Raw genomic sequence first — 15,109 nt, forward strand, 5'->3', positions numbered from 1 at the left:
GGACAGCCGTTACGGCTGTCCTAAATCTATTTTTGAGATATTTTCTGGAAGACGCAAGTTATAATGCCTATAAGGCAAGGCGTGAATAATCTAGGATAGAGAGAGCTGAACATCATAAGACCACCTCTGATTCCGTCCAGAACAGCTAAACCTTCCGGTATAAGACCGGAAAAAAGACTGACGGCATAGGAACAGGCATATATCAGGATGAAAAATGTGATTCCTCTTCCGGTCTTAGACCATATGCCTCCCAATATAAAGAAAAAGGAACACAGTTCCCAGAGCACAACAACCGCACTAACCGCAAGATAGAGGATAAGCGTAAGGTTCTGCTCCTCGGATATAGAGCTTAATTCCCCGTAGGAGCCGTGCTCTGTCCACACGACGAATAATGTGAGCAGAATAATCAGTGCACTCATGACGACGGGAGCTATCCGCAGAACGGCTGAAACAACCTTCTCTACCAGTTTGGTTCCGGCGCGCATGGGAGCGCGCAAGGGGGAAGCCAGATCTGACGCAGGAGGGCGATCTGTGGCAGGGTTCCTTGGAGGTTCCCGGCGGACCGCTTTGGGCGAAGCTTTTTGTCGTTTGCGGCGTGGGGATTCGTATGGTTCTTCCTCATCAAAATCCAGAGAAATCTCAGGTAGTTCTTCTGAGTAAGTCACCTCAAAATTATCATCAAAATAATCTTCGTCAAATTTTCTGTTATGCACAATAAAAGTCTCCTTATTTGTTCATATCACCCCTCAAGTACATAGTATCTTACTATTTTCAAAGAGGAATGTCAACCGTTTCCACGCCGCACTTATTGTGCTTTAGTATGCTTCATATCAATAAATTCGATTTCCGGGAGAAGTTCAAAATAAAAATCTGAATAGACTGCCGCAAGCGCCTGAATACAAAAGTTTTGTACAATCTTGAATCGGTGTAAAGATACCTCATCTTTATCAAAGGTAATATAGACACTGATCCAAAGCTTACGGCCGGTACGGACAATATCGTAATGGAGTTTCTGATAGCCATATGCCTCCAATATGGGCCCTACAGTCTGTTTGATTTCCTCAACAGTCTCCTCTTCCGGGGGAATTAGAAATAAATCCCGTAGTCCTGTGATTACGGCTTTTATAGGAGTCGGTATCATAAAAATAGAAAGGACTATCGTTACGATCTGATCCAGATAAGGAATGAATCTTTCGAAGGGCCCGAAGGGGAGGAGAACCGGCGCGAAGAAGGCCAGCGCCATCCCCATAGAGGCAACGCTGTCAATCCGCCACCCGTTCATTTCCATTTCCACCAGAGGAGAGTTCATAATTTTGTTTTTTTGTCTCAGGTAGATGGACACCGAAACCCCTATGACACATGCAATCAGCTCGAACCATGCGATAGTGCCGAAGGATACGGTGCGCCCGCCGTGGAGCATAATTTCGATATTATTGACAATCAGGCCGATAGTTACAGCGGCCATTGTGGTTCCTTTTACTACCACGAACATAGACTCAATCTGCATATATCCGAACGGGTGCTTTTCATTGGATGGTTTGTAGAGGAGAGGTATCAGGAAAATGGAAGGAAGCAGCATGACAAATTCTACGCCGTCGTAGACCGCGTCCAAAAGTACCGCCTGAGAGCTTGTATAAATTGCCATGATAAGTTCGATGATTACGAAAAACATATTTCCGTAAAGGGAGACTGACATGGCGGATTTTTCTTTTTTTTGAGCTTTTGTGCCCACGTGCATAATTTCACCTCAATGTTTTTTGTATTGCAGGAATTGTGCTGTTATTCCCTACTTTTGTAATATATTTTACGATATTTCGGCGGGATTGACAAGAAAGTGAAACTAAACTGAAGGTTCAGTGTTTCTAAACTAATATGTTGGTCTAAAACACGAAAAGAGGACATAGACTGTATCAGCAGTCAAAGGGGGATATCTTATGAATACATTTCACTTATACAACGACATGAAAACGAGAACGAACGGAGAAATCTACATTGGGATTGTCGGGCCGGTGCGAACAGGTAAATCTACATTTATCAAACGTTTCATGGATGTACTGGTCCTTCCAAAGATGAAAGACGAGCATGCAAAAGCACGCACGCAGGACGAACTGCCACAGTCTGCGTCCGGGAAGACGATTATGACGACGGAGCCTAAGTTTGTGCCTAAGGAAGCCGCGGAGATAAAGCTTGCGGACGATGTGAACGTAAAAGTACGCCTGATTGATTGTGTGGGCTATATGGTGGAAGGCGCGGCGGGCCATATCGAAAACGATGAGGAGCGGCAGGTCAAAACGCCATGGTTTGATTATGAGATTCCGTTTACCAAGGCAGCCACCATAGGGACAAGGAAAGTCATCCATGACCACTCTACAATAGGAATTGTAATTACTACGGACGGAAGTTTTGGAGAACTGCCGAGAGAGAACTATAAGGCCGCGGAGGAGCGGACGATTCAGGAATTAAAAAGTATCGGGAAACCTTTTATCGTTCTCGTAAATACACAAAAACCTTATAGCGATGAGGCAAAGCAGGTGGCGGATTCTATCCAGCAGGAGTATGGTGTGATTGCTATGCCTGTGAATTGTGAGCAGCTCCGGGAGGAAGATATCAACCGGATTATGGAGCAGGTACTTTTTGCGTTCCCGGTATCGGAGCTTCGTTTCTTTATCCCGAAATGGGTGGAGATGCTGCCCAGAGACCATAAAATCAAAGCCGATATTTTGACATATGTCAGACAGCTGCTGGAGAATACGACGGAAATCCGGGACGCGGCTACGGGGTATGAGAAACCGGAAAGTCCATACATAACCGATGTGAAGGTCGCCGATATTTCTATGGATACTGGCTGCGTCAGCGTAGATATCCGTGTGGACGAATCTTACTATTATGAGGTCTTGAGTGAATTGACTGGAACGGAAATTTCCGGCGAATACGAATTGATCAGTACACTGAGGCAGTTGTCCCTGCTTCGAAATGAATATGAGGGAGTGAAAGATGCGTTTGATTCAGTAAAGATGAAAGGGTATGGAGTGGTCAGCCCTGTGCGGGAAGAGATTCATCTGGACGAACCTGCAATTATCAAACAGGGAAGCAAATATGGTGTGAAGATTCATTCTGAAGCACCGTCAATCCATATGATAAGGGCCAATATTGAGACGGAGATTGCTCCGATTGTAGGAAGCGAGCAGCAGGCGGAGGACTTGATCAAGTATATTAAAGAAGCTGCTGATTCACCGGAAGGAGTCTGGGGGACCAACATTTTTGGTAAATCCATTGAAGAGCTGGTGATGGATGGAATGAAAAACAAAATCACGATGATAAATGATGAGAGTCAGGTGAAGCTTCAGGATACGATGCAGAAAATAGTCAATGACTCTAACGGCGGATTAGTCTGTATTATAATATAAATTTATTTTTTGCTCATATTATGCACATAATATGGTGGAGGAACATAAGATAAATAAAAAAGGGGTTTCTGTCATGAATGGAGTATTTTGGGCATCGTGCGGTACCGGGTTTGCGTTTCTTATGACAACGCTCGGCGCCGCTACGGTGTTTTTCTTCCGCCGTAAAATCAGTGATACCCTTCAGAGAGTATTTATGGGATTTGCCGCCGGAGTCATGATCGCCGCATCGGTGTGGTCACTGCTGCTTCCGGCCATTGAAGACGCCAAAGGGCAGGGAGGTCTGGGCTGGACGGCTGCTTCCGGTGGATTTATCATTGGTGTTGTTTTCTTAATAGTACTGGATAAAAAGGTTTCCATGCTATATAAAATGAATGTGCATGCGCAGGACAATGGCTCGAGACAGACGACACTTTTGATTACCGCCGTCACGATTCACAATATCCCAGAGGGTATGGCGGTAGGTTTGGCATTTGCGCTGGCGGCTCAATTTCAGAATGATACGATGCTGTATGCCTCGGCTATGGCGCTGGCCATCGGTATCGGGGTCCAGAATTTCCCGGAAGGGGCGGCCATATCCCTGCCTTTGAAGCAGGAGGGGTTTACGGCGAAAAAGGCGTTTGTCTGCGGCAGCATGTCGGGAATCGTGGAGCCTTTGTTCGGAATAGGAGCCGTTCTGCTCGCGCAGAACATCAAGCCCTATATGCCGTGGCTTCTCTCTTTCGCCGCGGGAGCCATGATGTATGTGGTGGCAAAGGAATTGATTCCCGCGTCCGCGTCGGAGGATAATGACAAGGGAACGGTGGGGGTTATGGTAGGATTTTTGGTAATGATGATTTTGGACGTAGCGCTTGGATAAAAAAAGAGATATACTTATAATTAAAAGTAGGACGGCGGTCAATGAGCCGGGAAGGCAGGAGGAAGAGGATGAAGAAAGAATACGAAATGCTGAAGCGTTGCTGCGAATACTGCAGGACAAAGACGGACTTTATTCCAAGAATAGGTTTGGTGCTGGGCAGCGGTCTGGGAGATTTTGCGAAATGTGTACAGGTAGAATGCGAGATTCCTTATAAGGATATCCCGGGATTTCCGGTGTCAACGGTAGCCGGGCACGATGGCAGATATATTTTTGGCTGGATTGAGGATGTCCCGGTCGTCCTGATGAAAGGGAGAGTTCACTATTACGAAGGGTATTCTATGGAAGAGGTGGTAAGGCCAATTCGCCTTCTCAAGCTGTTTGGAGTAGAGATTCTCTTTTTGACCAACGCAGCGGGAGGAATTAATCTGGAATTTTCGGCCGGTGATTTTATGTTGATTACAGATCAGATATCCCAGTTTATTCCGTCACCTCTGCGTGGAACGAATTTGGAGGAGATGGGGGCTCGTTTCCCTGACATGAGCGAGATTTATAATAAGGAGCTCTGCGATATCATCAGACAGACTGCAAAGGCGGAGCAGATCAATTTGAAGGAAGGGGTCTATATTCAATTCCCGGGACCGAACTTCGAATCGCCGGCTGAAGTAAGGATGGCCGGGATTTTGGGGGCTGACGCGGTCGGCATGAGTACTGCGTGTGAAGGGATTGCGGCCAGACATATGGGGATGAAGACATGTGGAATTTCCTGTGTAGTCAATATGGGCTGTGGGATTCAAAAGACTCCGCTCAATCACGAGGAGGTGCAGGCCATGGGAAGAAAGCGTGCGCCTGAATTCCAGAGGCTTGTGAGGCAGTCTATCCTTAGTATGGGGAAATAGGGGGCAAATACATGAGACTCCGATTATATAATGCAAGAATTTTGACAATGGAGGAAGCGCGTCCCGTGTTTACGGGGGAAGTGCATGTGGAAGGGAGCCGGATCACCTGTGTGAAGCCGGTCCCTTCCGAAAAGGCGCAAACTGTCTCAGATATGTCCGGTGAGGGCAGCTTGAGTAGTAGAAGGGAAGAATGGGATAGGGAGATTGACTGTGAGGGGAACCTCCTTATGCCGGGATTTAAAAATTCGCACACTCATTCTCCCATGACTTTCCTGCGCTCAAGGGCAGATGACATGGAGTTGTCGGAATGGCTGAATGAGGTAGTATTTCCGGCGGAGGCCTGCCTGAATGATGAAGATGTTTACTGGTGCAGCCGTCTGGCTTTTTTGGAATATCTTACCAGCGGGACAACGGCTGTATTTGACATGTATTTTTATAGGGAACCTGTAATCAAGGCGGCAAGGGATGTGGGATACCGGGTGGTCTTTTGTGGGGCGGCAAATGATTTCTGCGAGTCGGAGCAGGAGATGAACCGGATGTTCGAACGTCTTGCGGGGGATGAACTGCTGCGTTTTCAGTATGGTTTTCATGCAGAGTACACAACAAGTGAACCGCTTCTCCGACGGATAGCGGCGGCAGCGAGGGCACGGAGCGCTCCGGTGTACACACATTGTGCGGAGACAAAGGCGGAGGTGGAAGAGTGCCGGCAAAAGACGGGGATGTCACCTCTTGCATATTTGGATTCGCTGGGCATGTTTGAAAACGGCGGGGGCGTGTTCCACATGGTTCATCCGGATGAATCGGATTATGAGATTCTGAAGGAAAGAGGATTGTATGTAATTACCAATCCGGCGTCCAACTTGAAGCTGGGAAGCGGCATTGCCCCGGTGGCGAGGATGCTGGAAATGGGGATACCGGTGGCGCTTGGGACGGACGGACCGGCCAGCAATAATTGTCTGGACATGTTTCGGGAGATGTTTTTGGCGACAGGGCTTCAGAAGGGGATAAGACATGACGCGAGAGCGGTGGACGCCAGAGAAGTGCTTAAAATGGCTACCATAAATGGCTCGTATGCGATGGGAATCAGAGACACGGATATATTGGCGGAAGGTAAGGCCGCGGATATGGTGTTGATTAATCTGGACAGGCCTAACATGCAGCCGCTTGCGGATATTACTAAGAATTTGGTCTACAGCGGTAGCAAGGAAAATGTAAAGATGACGGTAGTCGGAGGGAAAATACTGTACGAGGACGGTGAATTTCCCGGGCAGGATACAAGGGAAATCTACAGAAAAGTAAAGGAAACGGCAAACCGTATTGCATAAATAATTTGGAATGTGCTATACTGAGTAACACAAAAGAGAGGAGACAGGTCCATGAAAGTAGCAATTATTCCAGTGGATACATTAATATACCAGAAGTTAAAAGAGGATGTGGGATCTCCGGTCGTGAAGCGGATGATGGGGCAGGTCAGTTTTCGGACAGAACTTATACAGCCCGTTCCTAATGATAAAGAAGTTATACGAAAGATCTTAGCGAGAGTGGCGGATGCAGGGATTGCGGATTTAGTCCTGACAATAGGGGGGATTGGATGCCGTGAGAACGACTGGGTGCCGGAGGCGACGAAGGCGATTATAGAGAAGGAGATTCCGGGGATGGCGGAAGCTATGCGCCTTTATATGGTCAGAACAAGGAAACGCGCCATGCTTACCAGAGGGGTTGCGGGAATCAGGAGGAATACTTTGATTGTGAATCTTCCCGGCAGTCCTAAAGTCATCAAAGAATGTCTGGAGTACATATTGCCGGAGATTGTTTACACGGTAGAGGTGCTGCTGGGCGAACACGACGATATTAATGAATAAAAAGAACAGTCAGGACAGGGACAGTATGAAAGTAACGTATATTTACCATAGTGGGTTTGCGGTAGAGCTTGAGGAGCACATTTTTTTGTTTGATTATTTCAAGGGGAGTATCCCGGAATTTGACACGAATAAGAAATTGATTGTCTGTGCAAGTCATTTTCATCAGGATCATTATTCCAGAGAGATATGGAATCTTCGTGAGAAGTACCATAATATACAATACATTATGGCGAAGGATATACGAAGACTCGTGCCGAAGGAAGAGCAGCTTGGAGACATCATTTTCATGAAAAAGAGGGATTGCTTCGAAGGGGAAGGGTTTCGTATACAGACGCTCCGCTCTACGGATGAAGGCTCTGCGTTTCTTATCGAGTGTGAAGGAGAGACGATATACCATGCCGGAGATTTGAACTGGTGGCATTGGGAAGAGGAGAGTGACAAATATAATGCCGTGATGAAGCGGGCTTATCAGGATGAGGTTGCGGTGTTGAAGGATAGAGAGATAAGCGCTGCCTTTGTAGTGCTGGATCCCAGACAGGAGGAACAGTTCTTCTGGGGGCTGGACTGGTTTATGAGGCACACGGAGACGCAGCATGTTTTCCCCATGCATATGTGGGATAAATATGAAGTATACGATTGGCTGATGGAGAAAGAAGAATCAGCACCTTATCGGGATAAAGTTATCCGGATTGACAGGGAAGGACAGATATTTGAACTATAAAGGGCAGAGAAGGTAAGACAGTTATGAAAGTAAAGATATATACAGACGGCGCGGCCCGCGGGAATCCGGACGGACCGGGGGGCTATGGCACAGTATTGGAATATGTGGACGGCAGAGGAGAGCTTCACACAAAGGAGCTTTCACAGGGATATGTGAAGACGACCAATAACCGGATGGAGCTCATGGCGGTCATAGCCGGGCTTGAAGCTCTGAACAGGCCATGTGAGATTGAATTATACTCCGATTCGAAATACGTAGTAGACGCATTTAATCAGCATTGGATTGACGGCTGGCTGAAAAAGGGATGGAAGCGTGGAAAGAACGAACCAGTTAAAAACGTGGATTTGTGGAAACGATTATTAAAGGCTAAAGAGCCCCATAAAGTGACATTTATCTGGGTCAAAGGCCATGACGGACACCCACAGAACGAACGCTGCGATACACTGGCCACAACGGCGGCGGACAGCGGACAACTTATTGAAGACATATAGGGGACAGGTCCCAACGCGTTGGGACCTGTCCCCTTTGACAAGTTGAAGGTTTTGTGTTAAAGTATTCTGAGCAAGTAAGACAAGCGTTCGCGGCTGCAAGTGCCGAAAGGCCGCAGGCGAGGAAAGTCCGGGCTTCATAGGGCAGGATGCCGGATAACGTCCGGTGGAGGCGACTCCAAGGCTAGTGCAACAGAAATAAACCGCCTGTACAGGTAAGGGTGGAAGGGCAGTGTAAGAGACTACCGCCTGCACGGTAACGTGCGGGGCATATGTAAACCCCATCCGAAGCAAGACCGAAGGAAAACGATGTGGCGGCCCGTCACGTTTTAGGTAGGTCGCTTGAACCTGCCGGCGACGGCAGGTCTGGATAGATGAACGTTCAACGACATAACCCGGCTTACCGTCTTGCTTGCGCCCAACCCTAAGATTAATTCATTTGCATAAACGCTTCGATATCCTCTACGGTTTTTGGAATATTGCCGCTCAATACTTCACAGCCGTCCTTTGTCACAACTAAAGTATCTTCGATTCTAATTCCAATCTTTAAGTCATCAAAATACAATCCGGGTTCTAAGGTAAATACCATATCTTCCTCCAGAACAGCGTTGTCGTCACCGACGTCGTGAGTATAGAGACCGATGTAGTGGCCAGAACCGTGGAAATAATATTTCATAATATCCTCAGGCTTTTCAATCATTCCAAGTTTCATAAGCTCTTCGGCCATCACCTTCTTGCTCAACAGTTCCAGTTCATTTTTTGGCTGCCCCGGCTTTGTCGCTTCAATGGCGGCATCTAATCCTTTGAGCACAACATTATAAAGTGCTTTCTGCTGTTCTGTGAAATGTCCGTTGACCGGATAAGTCCTGCTGACATCGGACGCATAATACTTCCATTCGGCGCCCAAATCAAACAATATCATGTCACCGTCGGCCATCTTTCTGTCGTTAGCAGAATAGTGCATGGAGCATGCATTGATCTCAGAGGCGGCGATGGTGTCAAATGCGTGTTTGGCATTGTTCATCTTTAAGGAAAAATCAAAATACGCCTCCGCTTCATATTCATACATATCAGGTTTGATGTGACGCAGCATATTTTTAACGCCCTCTTCCGTAATCTCACATGCCCTGCGGTGGAGCGCAATCTCCTCGGCAGATTTTACCTGCCTCATCAATGCCAGATTATGGAAGGTATTGTGCATATGAATCGCCGGGTAGCTCTTCTGGATACGTGCCGCAAATTCCTGAGCAGGGCTCTGGTAAAATGGTACGCCCCAGGAAGCCAGATCCACATAGACATGTTCAATACGGTCCGGCCCTTTGAACAGAGGAATGGAGCCTTCAAACTTCTCCAGATACTGTACATTTTCTATGCCTGTCTCTTCCTGAACGCTTTCGGCAGTGTAAAAGATTCCCAGCCAACGTTTTGACCGTTCATCAGGATGGTCGATAAATAACGTCTCAGAAACCTTGCCCCCCATCTTTGTTATCATCAGAATGGCCTCATGCTGCGTAAAGCCCGTCAGATAATAGAAGTTAGCGTAGGGAGTAAAAGGATATACCTGATCCCCTTTGTCGCTTTTTTCTTTTCCAGAAAACACAAAGCCCATAGAATTATCCTGTAACAGCTCTGCATACCGCATCCGTCTGGACGCATGAAATTCTTTACTAATCATTGCATGTACCTCCTACATTATTATTTGTATAATTGTTAAAATATTTTTTCGCTATCTGAATGAAGTCCAAGGAATACGGGCTCAGATATGCGCCCTTACGGTATGCCAGCGTCGTGGCAGTGAAGGCTTCTTCGTCCCCCAGAGAGAAGCATACGGGGGGCTTTTGAAAAGTCATGCTGCGAATATAAGTTTCAGGCGCGAAACATATTCCTTGGTTCTCTTGAACAAGCAAGAGAGCCGCCTGCGTATTGCGGGTATAAAAAGGAACGCGGGGGTGGATGTGATGCTTTGCCAGCAAACGCTCGGTAATCGCTCCGGTCGTCTGCTCGGGAAAATGGAGTATTAGATTTTCCCCTTCTAACTTATCCCATGTAATGCGGGGATAAGAATCTTCAATATGGTGCAGATCAGGAAATCCTGCAGACAGTGGGTGGGATGGAGAGACGGCCAGAAGAATTTCTTCAGTCCCCAGTGTTTCGTATTCTAATTTGGGATTGGGACTGCATTCACTGAATATGGCAAAATCTATCTTCGTGTCCTCAAGAAGACGCTCTTGAATTCCGTAAGTCTCTTCAAAAAAATTCACTTGTATTCCGGGGTGAAGCTTATGGAAAGCAGGGAAAATCTGAGGAATCATACAGGAACTCCTCATCAACGGAAAGGCGATATTAATTTCACCTGCGTTAGATGTCACCAGATCCGACAATTCTTTCTCCCAATCCTTTGTAAGTGCCAGAACCTTAGAAGCATACTTCATATAACGCCGGCCCGCGTGGGTTGGAATATAACAGTTATCAATACGGTTGAACAGCTTAATATCCAAATCACGCTCCAGCTTTTTAAGATGCTTGCTGAGTGTGGGCTGGGAAATGTAAAGTTCCTGCGCTGCTTTGGTGATATTTTGATGTTTGGCGATGCATAGCACATAGTTCAATTCATGTATATTCATAAGGGTTCTCCTGTCAGGCGGTCTCCGATAATCCATACTAAGTCAAGTAAGTGGTTCCGGAAGGGGTATATTCTCTTTTGGAATGGATATCATAGTCAAGAGGAATTAGACTTTATATTGAGATTATCATACAATGAAAAGCGGAAAGAAGCAAGAAATACATAGGAAAAAAGAGGAGTGCAGCTTTATGAAAAACTGGATAGAAAGACAGTTCCGCTTATCGGAATTTCACACGAATGTAAAAACAGAATTACTTGCAGGTATTACAACGTTTGTGACCATGGCATATGTATTGGCGACGGTGCCTAATATGCTGGAATCTGCTGGGCTGGATAAACATGTAATGTTTACCGTTTTGATACTACTAATTATCGTGACGACCTGTGCCATGGCGCTCTACACAAACCGCCCCTTCGCGCTGGCCCCGGGACTTGGGAGCGTAGGAATCGTTACGGCGATGATGGCAAATGACGGAATTGCGCCCAATATTACGGCAGGCGTTATTTTCTGGAGCGGTGTACTTTTTATACTGATATCCTTTTTGGGACTCAGGGAAGCCGTTGTAAAAGTAATCCCGGTCAGCTTAAAACATGCTGTCAGCGCAGGGATTGGCCTGTTCATCGCACTTTTGGGGGCAAAAAGCTGCGGCCTGATTATTGCAAATGAGGCAAAAAAGAGTCTGGGATTTGGCGACCTGACTTCCCCCACCGTCATAGTGGCAGTGCTCGGGTTCGTCGTGCTTTTGATTTTAAAGACGCGCAAGGTTCCGGGAGACATGATTCTGGCAATCATAATAACTACGGTGATAGGGATTCCCTTCGGAGTAACTAAAATACCGGAGAGCTTTTTCACTATGCCGGCAGGTATCGGCGGCCAGTTTTTCAAAGTTGATTTTCTGGGAGCACTTGATTTCGCCTATATACCCTTTTTAATCGCTCTTTTTGTCCCGGATTTTTTCTCCACATTCGGGACGGTTCTTGGAGTGGGAGCGAAAGCCGGGTATTTGGATGAAGAAGGAAACCTTCCGGGGATAGACAAATGCTTTAAAGTGGACGCGCTTGCGACAAGTTTTGGGGCACTGTTCGGAATGCCGAGTATGACAACTTATCTGGAGTCGTCGGCGGGAGTAGAAGCCGGTGGAAAGACCGGGCTTACGGTCGTATTTACTTCCATTCTATTTGGACTCGCGCTGTTCTTAGCGCCGGCAGCGCTGATGATACCTTCTGCGGCTACCGCACCGGTGTTGATGTATATCGGCATCAATATGTTAGGGGCCATGAGAAATATCAAGTTCGATGAAACGACGGAGGCGTTTCCGGCCTATGTCTGTATCGCCTTCACGATATTTGGGAATAACATTGCGAACGGTATCTGCGCCGCACTGCCGACTTACGCAGTCATGAAAGTGGCGTCCGGGAAGGGGAAAGAAATCCGCCCGGTAATGTGGGTTCTTGTTGCTGTGTGCATTTTGTATTTTTATTCCATCCTCTGATAAGAAAAGGAGCTGTGAAATGGAAAAAGTAGACTTACTGATTAAAGATACAGAAATATTCAATGCCTATCTGAAAAAGTTTCTTCCGGCCGATGTCTACATTCTGGAAGACAAAATATATTTTGTCCATATGGAAAGCATCGCCGGAGAAAACTGTGGGCAGGAAACCTTGGAGGCTGAGCGGGTTATCGATGGCAGGGGCTACCGTATGATTCCCGGGTTTATCGATATACACATGCATATTGAGAGTTCTATGATGACGCCTGTCTCTTTCGGGGAGCGGGCGGCGCAGTGCGGTGTGACGACACTTGTCTCGGAACCACATGAGATTGCGAATGTGATGGGGATTCAAGGGGTTCATGAGATGATCAATGGGGCGAAGGACTCCCCCATTGATATTTTCTATGGGATTCCCAGCAGTGTACCCTCTACAAATGAAGAGCTGGAGACCACAGGGGGCAGAATCGGCCTTGAGGAGATGAAGCGCCTGATGGAGGAGGATGGAGTCGTCTGTGTAGGGGAAGTCATGAATTACCGCAAAATCGTTCAGGGAGAGGAACTGGAAATCACACGTTTTCTGGATTACCTGCAGGAAGAAAAGCCGCAGGCCGTGGTGGAAGGGCATTGTCCCACACTGAAAGGGCTGGAGCTCGCTAAATTCCTTTACAGGGGCATTGACGCAGACCACACAGAGCATACCCTTCAGGAAATCAAAGAGCGGTTTGCAAGTGGGATGTTCGTGGAACTGCAGGAGAAGATGCTGAAGCCCGAGATTATAAAATATATTGTAGAAAACCGATTGTACGAACATTGCTGTTTTGTGACGGACGACACGATGGCCGATGAGCTAAAAGAAAAGGGACAGCTGAATCATATTGTAAGAAAAGCGGCTTCTTTGGGATTCCCGGCCGAGGAGGCGGTCTACTGCGCCACCTATACTCCGGCAGTGAGAATGAATTTAAAGGACAGAGGAGCGCTGGCTCCGGGAAGGAAAGCGGACTTTCAACTTCTTAAAGCGGAAGAGTTCGAACAGTTTGAGCCGGCAGCCGTATTCAAGGACGGCAGGGAAGTCTACCGGAAAGGAGTATGTGAGCCTAGAAAAAAATTGTATGAATTTCCAAATGAGTTCTACCACAGTGTGAAGATACGGCAAACCAGCTTGGCCGATTTGGAGCCACACATTGAAACAGAGTGTGGGCAGGTCATGGTGCGGGTCATCGAAGTCAGTGATGGGTGTACACAGACAAAGGAAAAGCTGGTCCGTATGGAAGTAAAGGACGGCAGGCTCAGATGGGAGGACAGTGGCTGCATGCTGGCTGCGGTGCTGGAACGCCACGGGAAGAACGGTAATATAGGATACGGATTTGTGACGGGGGACTGCATAAAACGGGGAGCGGCAGCGACCACCTATTTCCACGATCATCACAACCTGCTGGTTCTCGGTGAAAACCGGCAGGATATGCGGATCGCGGCAGAACGTATTCTGCAAATGCAGGGTGGAATATGCACCGTGCTCGACGGCAGGGTTTCAGCCGAGCTGCCTCTTCCTGTCTGCGGCATATTGTCAGAGCTTCCTGCCGATGAAATCGGTGAGAAACTGGGGCAGGTAAGAAAGGGGCTGGAAGATTTGGGATATAAGCACTATAATCCTATTATGTCGCTCTGTACATTAGGACTTCCGGTAAGCCCGGCGTTGAAGCTTACAGATCGTGGACTCATTGATGTGGTAGCTGGAAGTACGGTACCCCTCATTGTGGAAGAAGCAGCGGGGTAACCTTGGAGATCTGCCTCAGGGACATATCCATGACTTACCATATCTCGACAAATTTCGTATATTCTATACCGATATTGTAGTTGTGTAAACTGAGCAAAGAATCATATAATTTTCTTGAGAAGAACCGGGCAGGTCCAGCTGCCCGGTTTTTGAATGTGACAAAGCCGAAGGGCTGTTGCTCAAAGAGGAATTGGAAGGAGACGAATGATGAAGAGAGTAAAAACAGCAGTGTCTTTCGTGCTGGCAATGACCGTTTTGCTGTCGGCTGCAGCGTCCGCGTGTGGGAAGGAGTCAAAGTCCGGCACATTGAAAGTGGGAGTCCGCGATGACGTTATGAATCTAGGGTATCTGAATCCGACGACGGGCCAGTATTATGGAATGGAGATTGATCTTGCGAGACTTCTTGCGGAGGATTTGGGATATGCAGAGGCAGAGTTTGTAACAGTGAAGCCAGATACGAGGAAGGACATGCTTCTCAATGGGGATGTGGACTGCCTGATAGCAGCGTATTCTATATCGGAGACCCGCTTGGAAAATTTTGATTTTTCGCCTGCGTATTATTCAGATTACACTAGGATTATGGTCGAGAAGACTTCTATGATAGGCAGTATCGAGGAGCTGGTAGGAAAGAAAATAGGTGTTCTCGACGGCGCTAATACAGCGCCGGAGCTTGCACAGAAGATGACGGGGATGGGACTCATAACAGCGGAGGATCCAAAAGGTACATCTCTGTTGAAAAAAGGTACATATGCGGAGCTCAGTCAGGCGTTGGAAGAAGGCACCGCGGACGCGGTGTGTATGGATGGCTGCATTGCCATAGCATATATGAATGATGATCGGGTATTCCTTGAGGATACGATTTATCAGGAAGATTATGGCGTGGCTACACAGAAGGATTCCAAACTAAGCAAACCTGTTGCTGAATCCATACAGAAGATGCTGGATGACGGCACGATTGCCAAATTGATAGATAAGTGGGATTAGGGGGA

The 15,109-nt window shown here is 47.3% G+C and carries 14 protein-coding genes and 1 other RNA gene; 11 read left to right on the forward strand and 4 right to left on the reverse strand.

Annotated elements, in window-relative coordinates; genetic code table 11:
- Positions 1-26: 26 nt before the first annotated feature.
- Both BN6465_RS03495 and BN6465_RS03500 read right to left on the reverse strand, forming a co-directional pair.
- Complete coding sequence (locus BN6465_RS03495; protein ID WP_066731746.1) at positions 27-713, reverse strand: hypothetical protein; 687 nt, start codon at positions 711-713, stop codon at positions 27-29.
- A 92-nt stretch (positions 714-805) separates the two neighbouring features.
- Complete coding sequence (locus tag BN6465_RS03500) at positions 806-1,738, reverse strand: cation diffusion facilitator family transporter (protein WP_066731747.1); 933 nt, start codon at positions 1,736-1,738, stop codon at positions 806-808.
- 196 nt (positions 1,739-1,934) lie between these two features.
- On the opposite strand from BN6465_RS03500, the gene spoIVA reads away from it, so the two are divergent.
- The 8 genes from spoIVA (at position 1,935) to rnpB (ending at position 8,649) form a co-directional block, all read left to right on the forward strand.
- Positions 1,935-3,407, forward strand: a complete 1,473-nt coding sequence (gene spoIVA / locus BN6465_RS03505; RefSeq protein WP_066731749.1) for a stage IV sporulation protein A — start codon at positions 1,935-1,937, stop codon at positions 3,405-3,407.
- A gap of 73 nt (positions 3,408-3,480) precedes the next feature.
- Positions 3,481-4,263 (forward strand): ZIP family metal transporter, encoded by a 783-nt coding sequence (locus BN6465_RS03510; RefSeq protein ID WP_066731751.1) that lies wholly within the window; start codon positions 3,481-3,483, stop codon positions 4,261-4,263.
- A gap of 68 nt (positions 4,264-4,331) precedes the next feature.
- Positions 4,332-5,159, forward strand: coding sequence for a purine-nucleoside phosphorylase (locus tag BN6465_RS03515; protein WP_066731753.1), 828 nt, complete (start codon positions 4,332-4,334; stop codon positions 5,157-5,159).
- An 11-nt stretch (positions 5,160-5,170) separates the two neighbouring features.
- Positions 5,171-6,484, forward strand: a complete 1,314-nt coding sequence (locus tag BN6465_RS03520) for an amidohydrolase (protein ID WP_066731754.1) — start codon at positions 5,171-5,173, stop codon at positions 6,482-6,484.
- Positions 6,485-6,535: 51 nt separating this feature from the next.
- Complete coding sequence (locus BN6465_RS03525) at positions 6,536-7,021, forward strand: MogA/MoaB family molybdenum cofactor biosynthesis protein (protein ID WP_066731756.1); 486 nt, start codon at positions 6,536-6,538, stop codon at positions 7,019-7,021.
- Positions 7,022-7,046: 25 nt separating this feature from the next.
- Positions 7,047-7,742, forward strand: a complete 696-nt coding sequence (locus BN6465_RS03530) for an MBL fold metallo-hydrolase (RefSeq protein WP_066732750.1) — start codon at positions 7,047-7,049, stop codon at positions 7,740-7,742.
- A 23-nt stretch (positions 7,743-7,765) separates the two neighbouring features.
- Entirely contained in the window at positions 7,766-8,233 is a 468-nt protein-coding gene (gene rnhA, locus BN6465_RS03535) for a ribonuclease HI (protein WP_066731758.1), read from the forward strand.
- A gap of 71 nt (positions 8,234-8,304) precedes the next feature.
- Positions 8,305-8,649, forward strand: an RNA gene (gene rnpB / locus BN6465_RS03540) — RNase P RNA component class A.
- Positions 8,650-8,660: 11 nt separating this feature from the next.
- Here rnpB and BN6465_RS03545 read toward each other — a convergent pair.
- Together BN6465_RS03545 and BN6465_RS03550 are read right to left on the reverse strand one after the other, a co-directional pair.
- Entirely contained in the window at positions 8,661-9,905 is a 1,245-nt protein-coding gene (locus tag BN6465_RS03545; protein WP_066731760.1) for an aminopeptidase P family protein, read from the reverse strand.
- Entirely contained in the window at positions 9,898-10,854 is a 957-nt protein-coding gene (locus BN6465_RS03550; protein WP_066731762.1) for a LysR family transcriptional regulator, read from the reverse strand. The genes BN6465_RS03545 and BN6465_RS03550 overlap by 8 nt, the downstream gene beginning before the upstream one ends.
- 187 nt (positions 10,855-11,041) lie before the next feature.
- Between BN6465_RS03550 and BN6465_RS03555 the strand changes: the two genes are divergently transcribed.
- From BN6465_RS03555 to BN6465_RS03565, 3 genes are all read left to right on the forward strand, one after another.
- Positions 11,042-12,346, forward strand: coding sequence for an NCS2 family permease (locus tag BN6465_RS03555; protein ID WP_066732752.1), 1,305 nt, complete (start codon positions 11,042-11,044; stop codon positions 12,344-12,346).
- A 19-nt stretch (positions 12,347-12,365) separates the two neighbouring features.
- Positions 12,366-14,120 carry an adenine deaminase C-terminal domain-containing protein gene (locus BN6465_RS03560; protein ID WP_066731764.1) on the forward strand — a complete coding sequence of 585 codons (1,755 nt, stop codon included), beginning with the start codon at positions 12,366-12,368 and terminating at the stop codon, positions 14,118-14,120.
- Positions 14,121-14,324: 204 nt separating this feature from the next.
- The gene (locus BN6465_RS03565; protein WP_066731765.1) at positions 14,325-15,104 is read left to right on the forward strand and encodes a transporter substrate-binding domain-containing protein; all 780 of its coding nucleotides are present in this window, start codon (positions 14,325-14,327) and stop codon (positions 15,102-15,104) included.
- Positions 15,105-15,109 lie beyond the last annotated feature (5 nt).

Source organism: Bariatricus massiliensis, from assembly GCF_900086725.1.
Taxonomy (GTDB): Bacteria; Bacillota; Clostridia; order Lachnospirales; family Lachnospiraceae; genus Allocoprococcus; species Allocoprococcus massiliensis.

Coding starts and splice junctions, on each gene's coding strand:
- BN6465_RS03500 (WP_066731747.1), bottom strand. CDS start 1,738: ATGCACGTGGGCACAAAAGCTCAAAAAAAAGAAAAATCCGCCATGTCA.
- spoIVA (WP_066731749.1), top strand. CDS start 1,935: ATGAATACATTTCACTTATACAACGACATGAAAACGAGAACGAACGGA.
- BN6465_RS03510 (WP_066731751.1), top strand. CDS start 3,481: ATGAATGGAGTATTTTGGGCATCGTGCGGTACCGGGTTTGCGTTTCTT.
- BN6465_RS03515 (WP_066731753.1), top strand. CDS start 4,332: ATGAAGAAAGAATACGAAATGCTGAAGCGTTGCTGCGAATACTGCAGG.
- BN6465_RS03520 (WP_066731754.1), top strand. CDS start 5,171: ATGAGACTCCGATTATATAATGCAAGAATTTTGACAATGGAGGAAGCG.
- BN6465_RS03525 (WP_066731756.1), top strand. CDS start 6,536: ATGAAAGTAGCAATTATTCCAGTGGATACATTAATATACCAGAAGTTA.
- BN6465_RS03530 (WP_066732750.1), top strand. CDS start 7,047: ATGAAAGTAACGTATATTTACCATAGTGGGTTTGCGGTAGAGCTTGAG.
- rnhA (WP_066731758.1), top strand. CDS start 7,766: ATGAAAGTAAAGATATATACAGACGGCGCGGCCCGCGGGAATCCGGAC.
- BN6465_RS03545 (WP_066731760.1), bottom strand. CDS start 9,905: ATGATTAGTAAAGAATTTCATGCGTCCAGACGGATGCGGTATGCAGAG.
- BN6465_RS03550 (WP_066731762.1), bottom strand. CDS start 10,854: ATGAATATACATGAATTGAACTATGTGCTATGCATCGCCAAACATCAA.
- BN6465_RS03555 (WP_066732752.1), top strand. CDS start 11,042: ATGAAAAACTGGATAGAAAGACAGTTCCGCTTATCGGAATTTCACACG.
- BN6465_RS03560 (WP_066731764.1), top strand. CDS start 12,366: ATGGAAAAAGTAGACTTACTGATTAAAGATACAGAAATATTCAATGCC.
- BN6465_RS03565 (WP_066731765.1), top strand. CDS start 14,325: ATGATGAAGAGAGTAAAAACAGCAGTGTCTTTCGTGCTGGCAATGACC.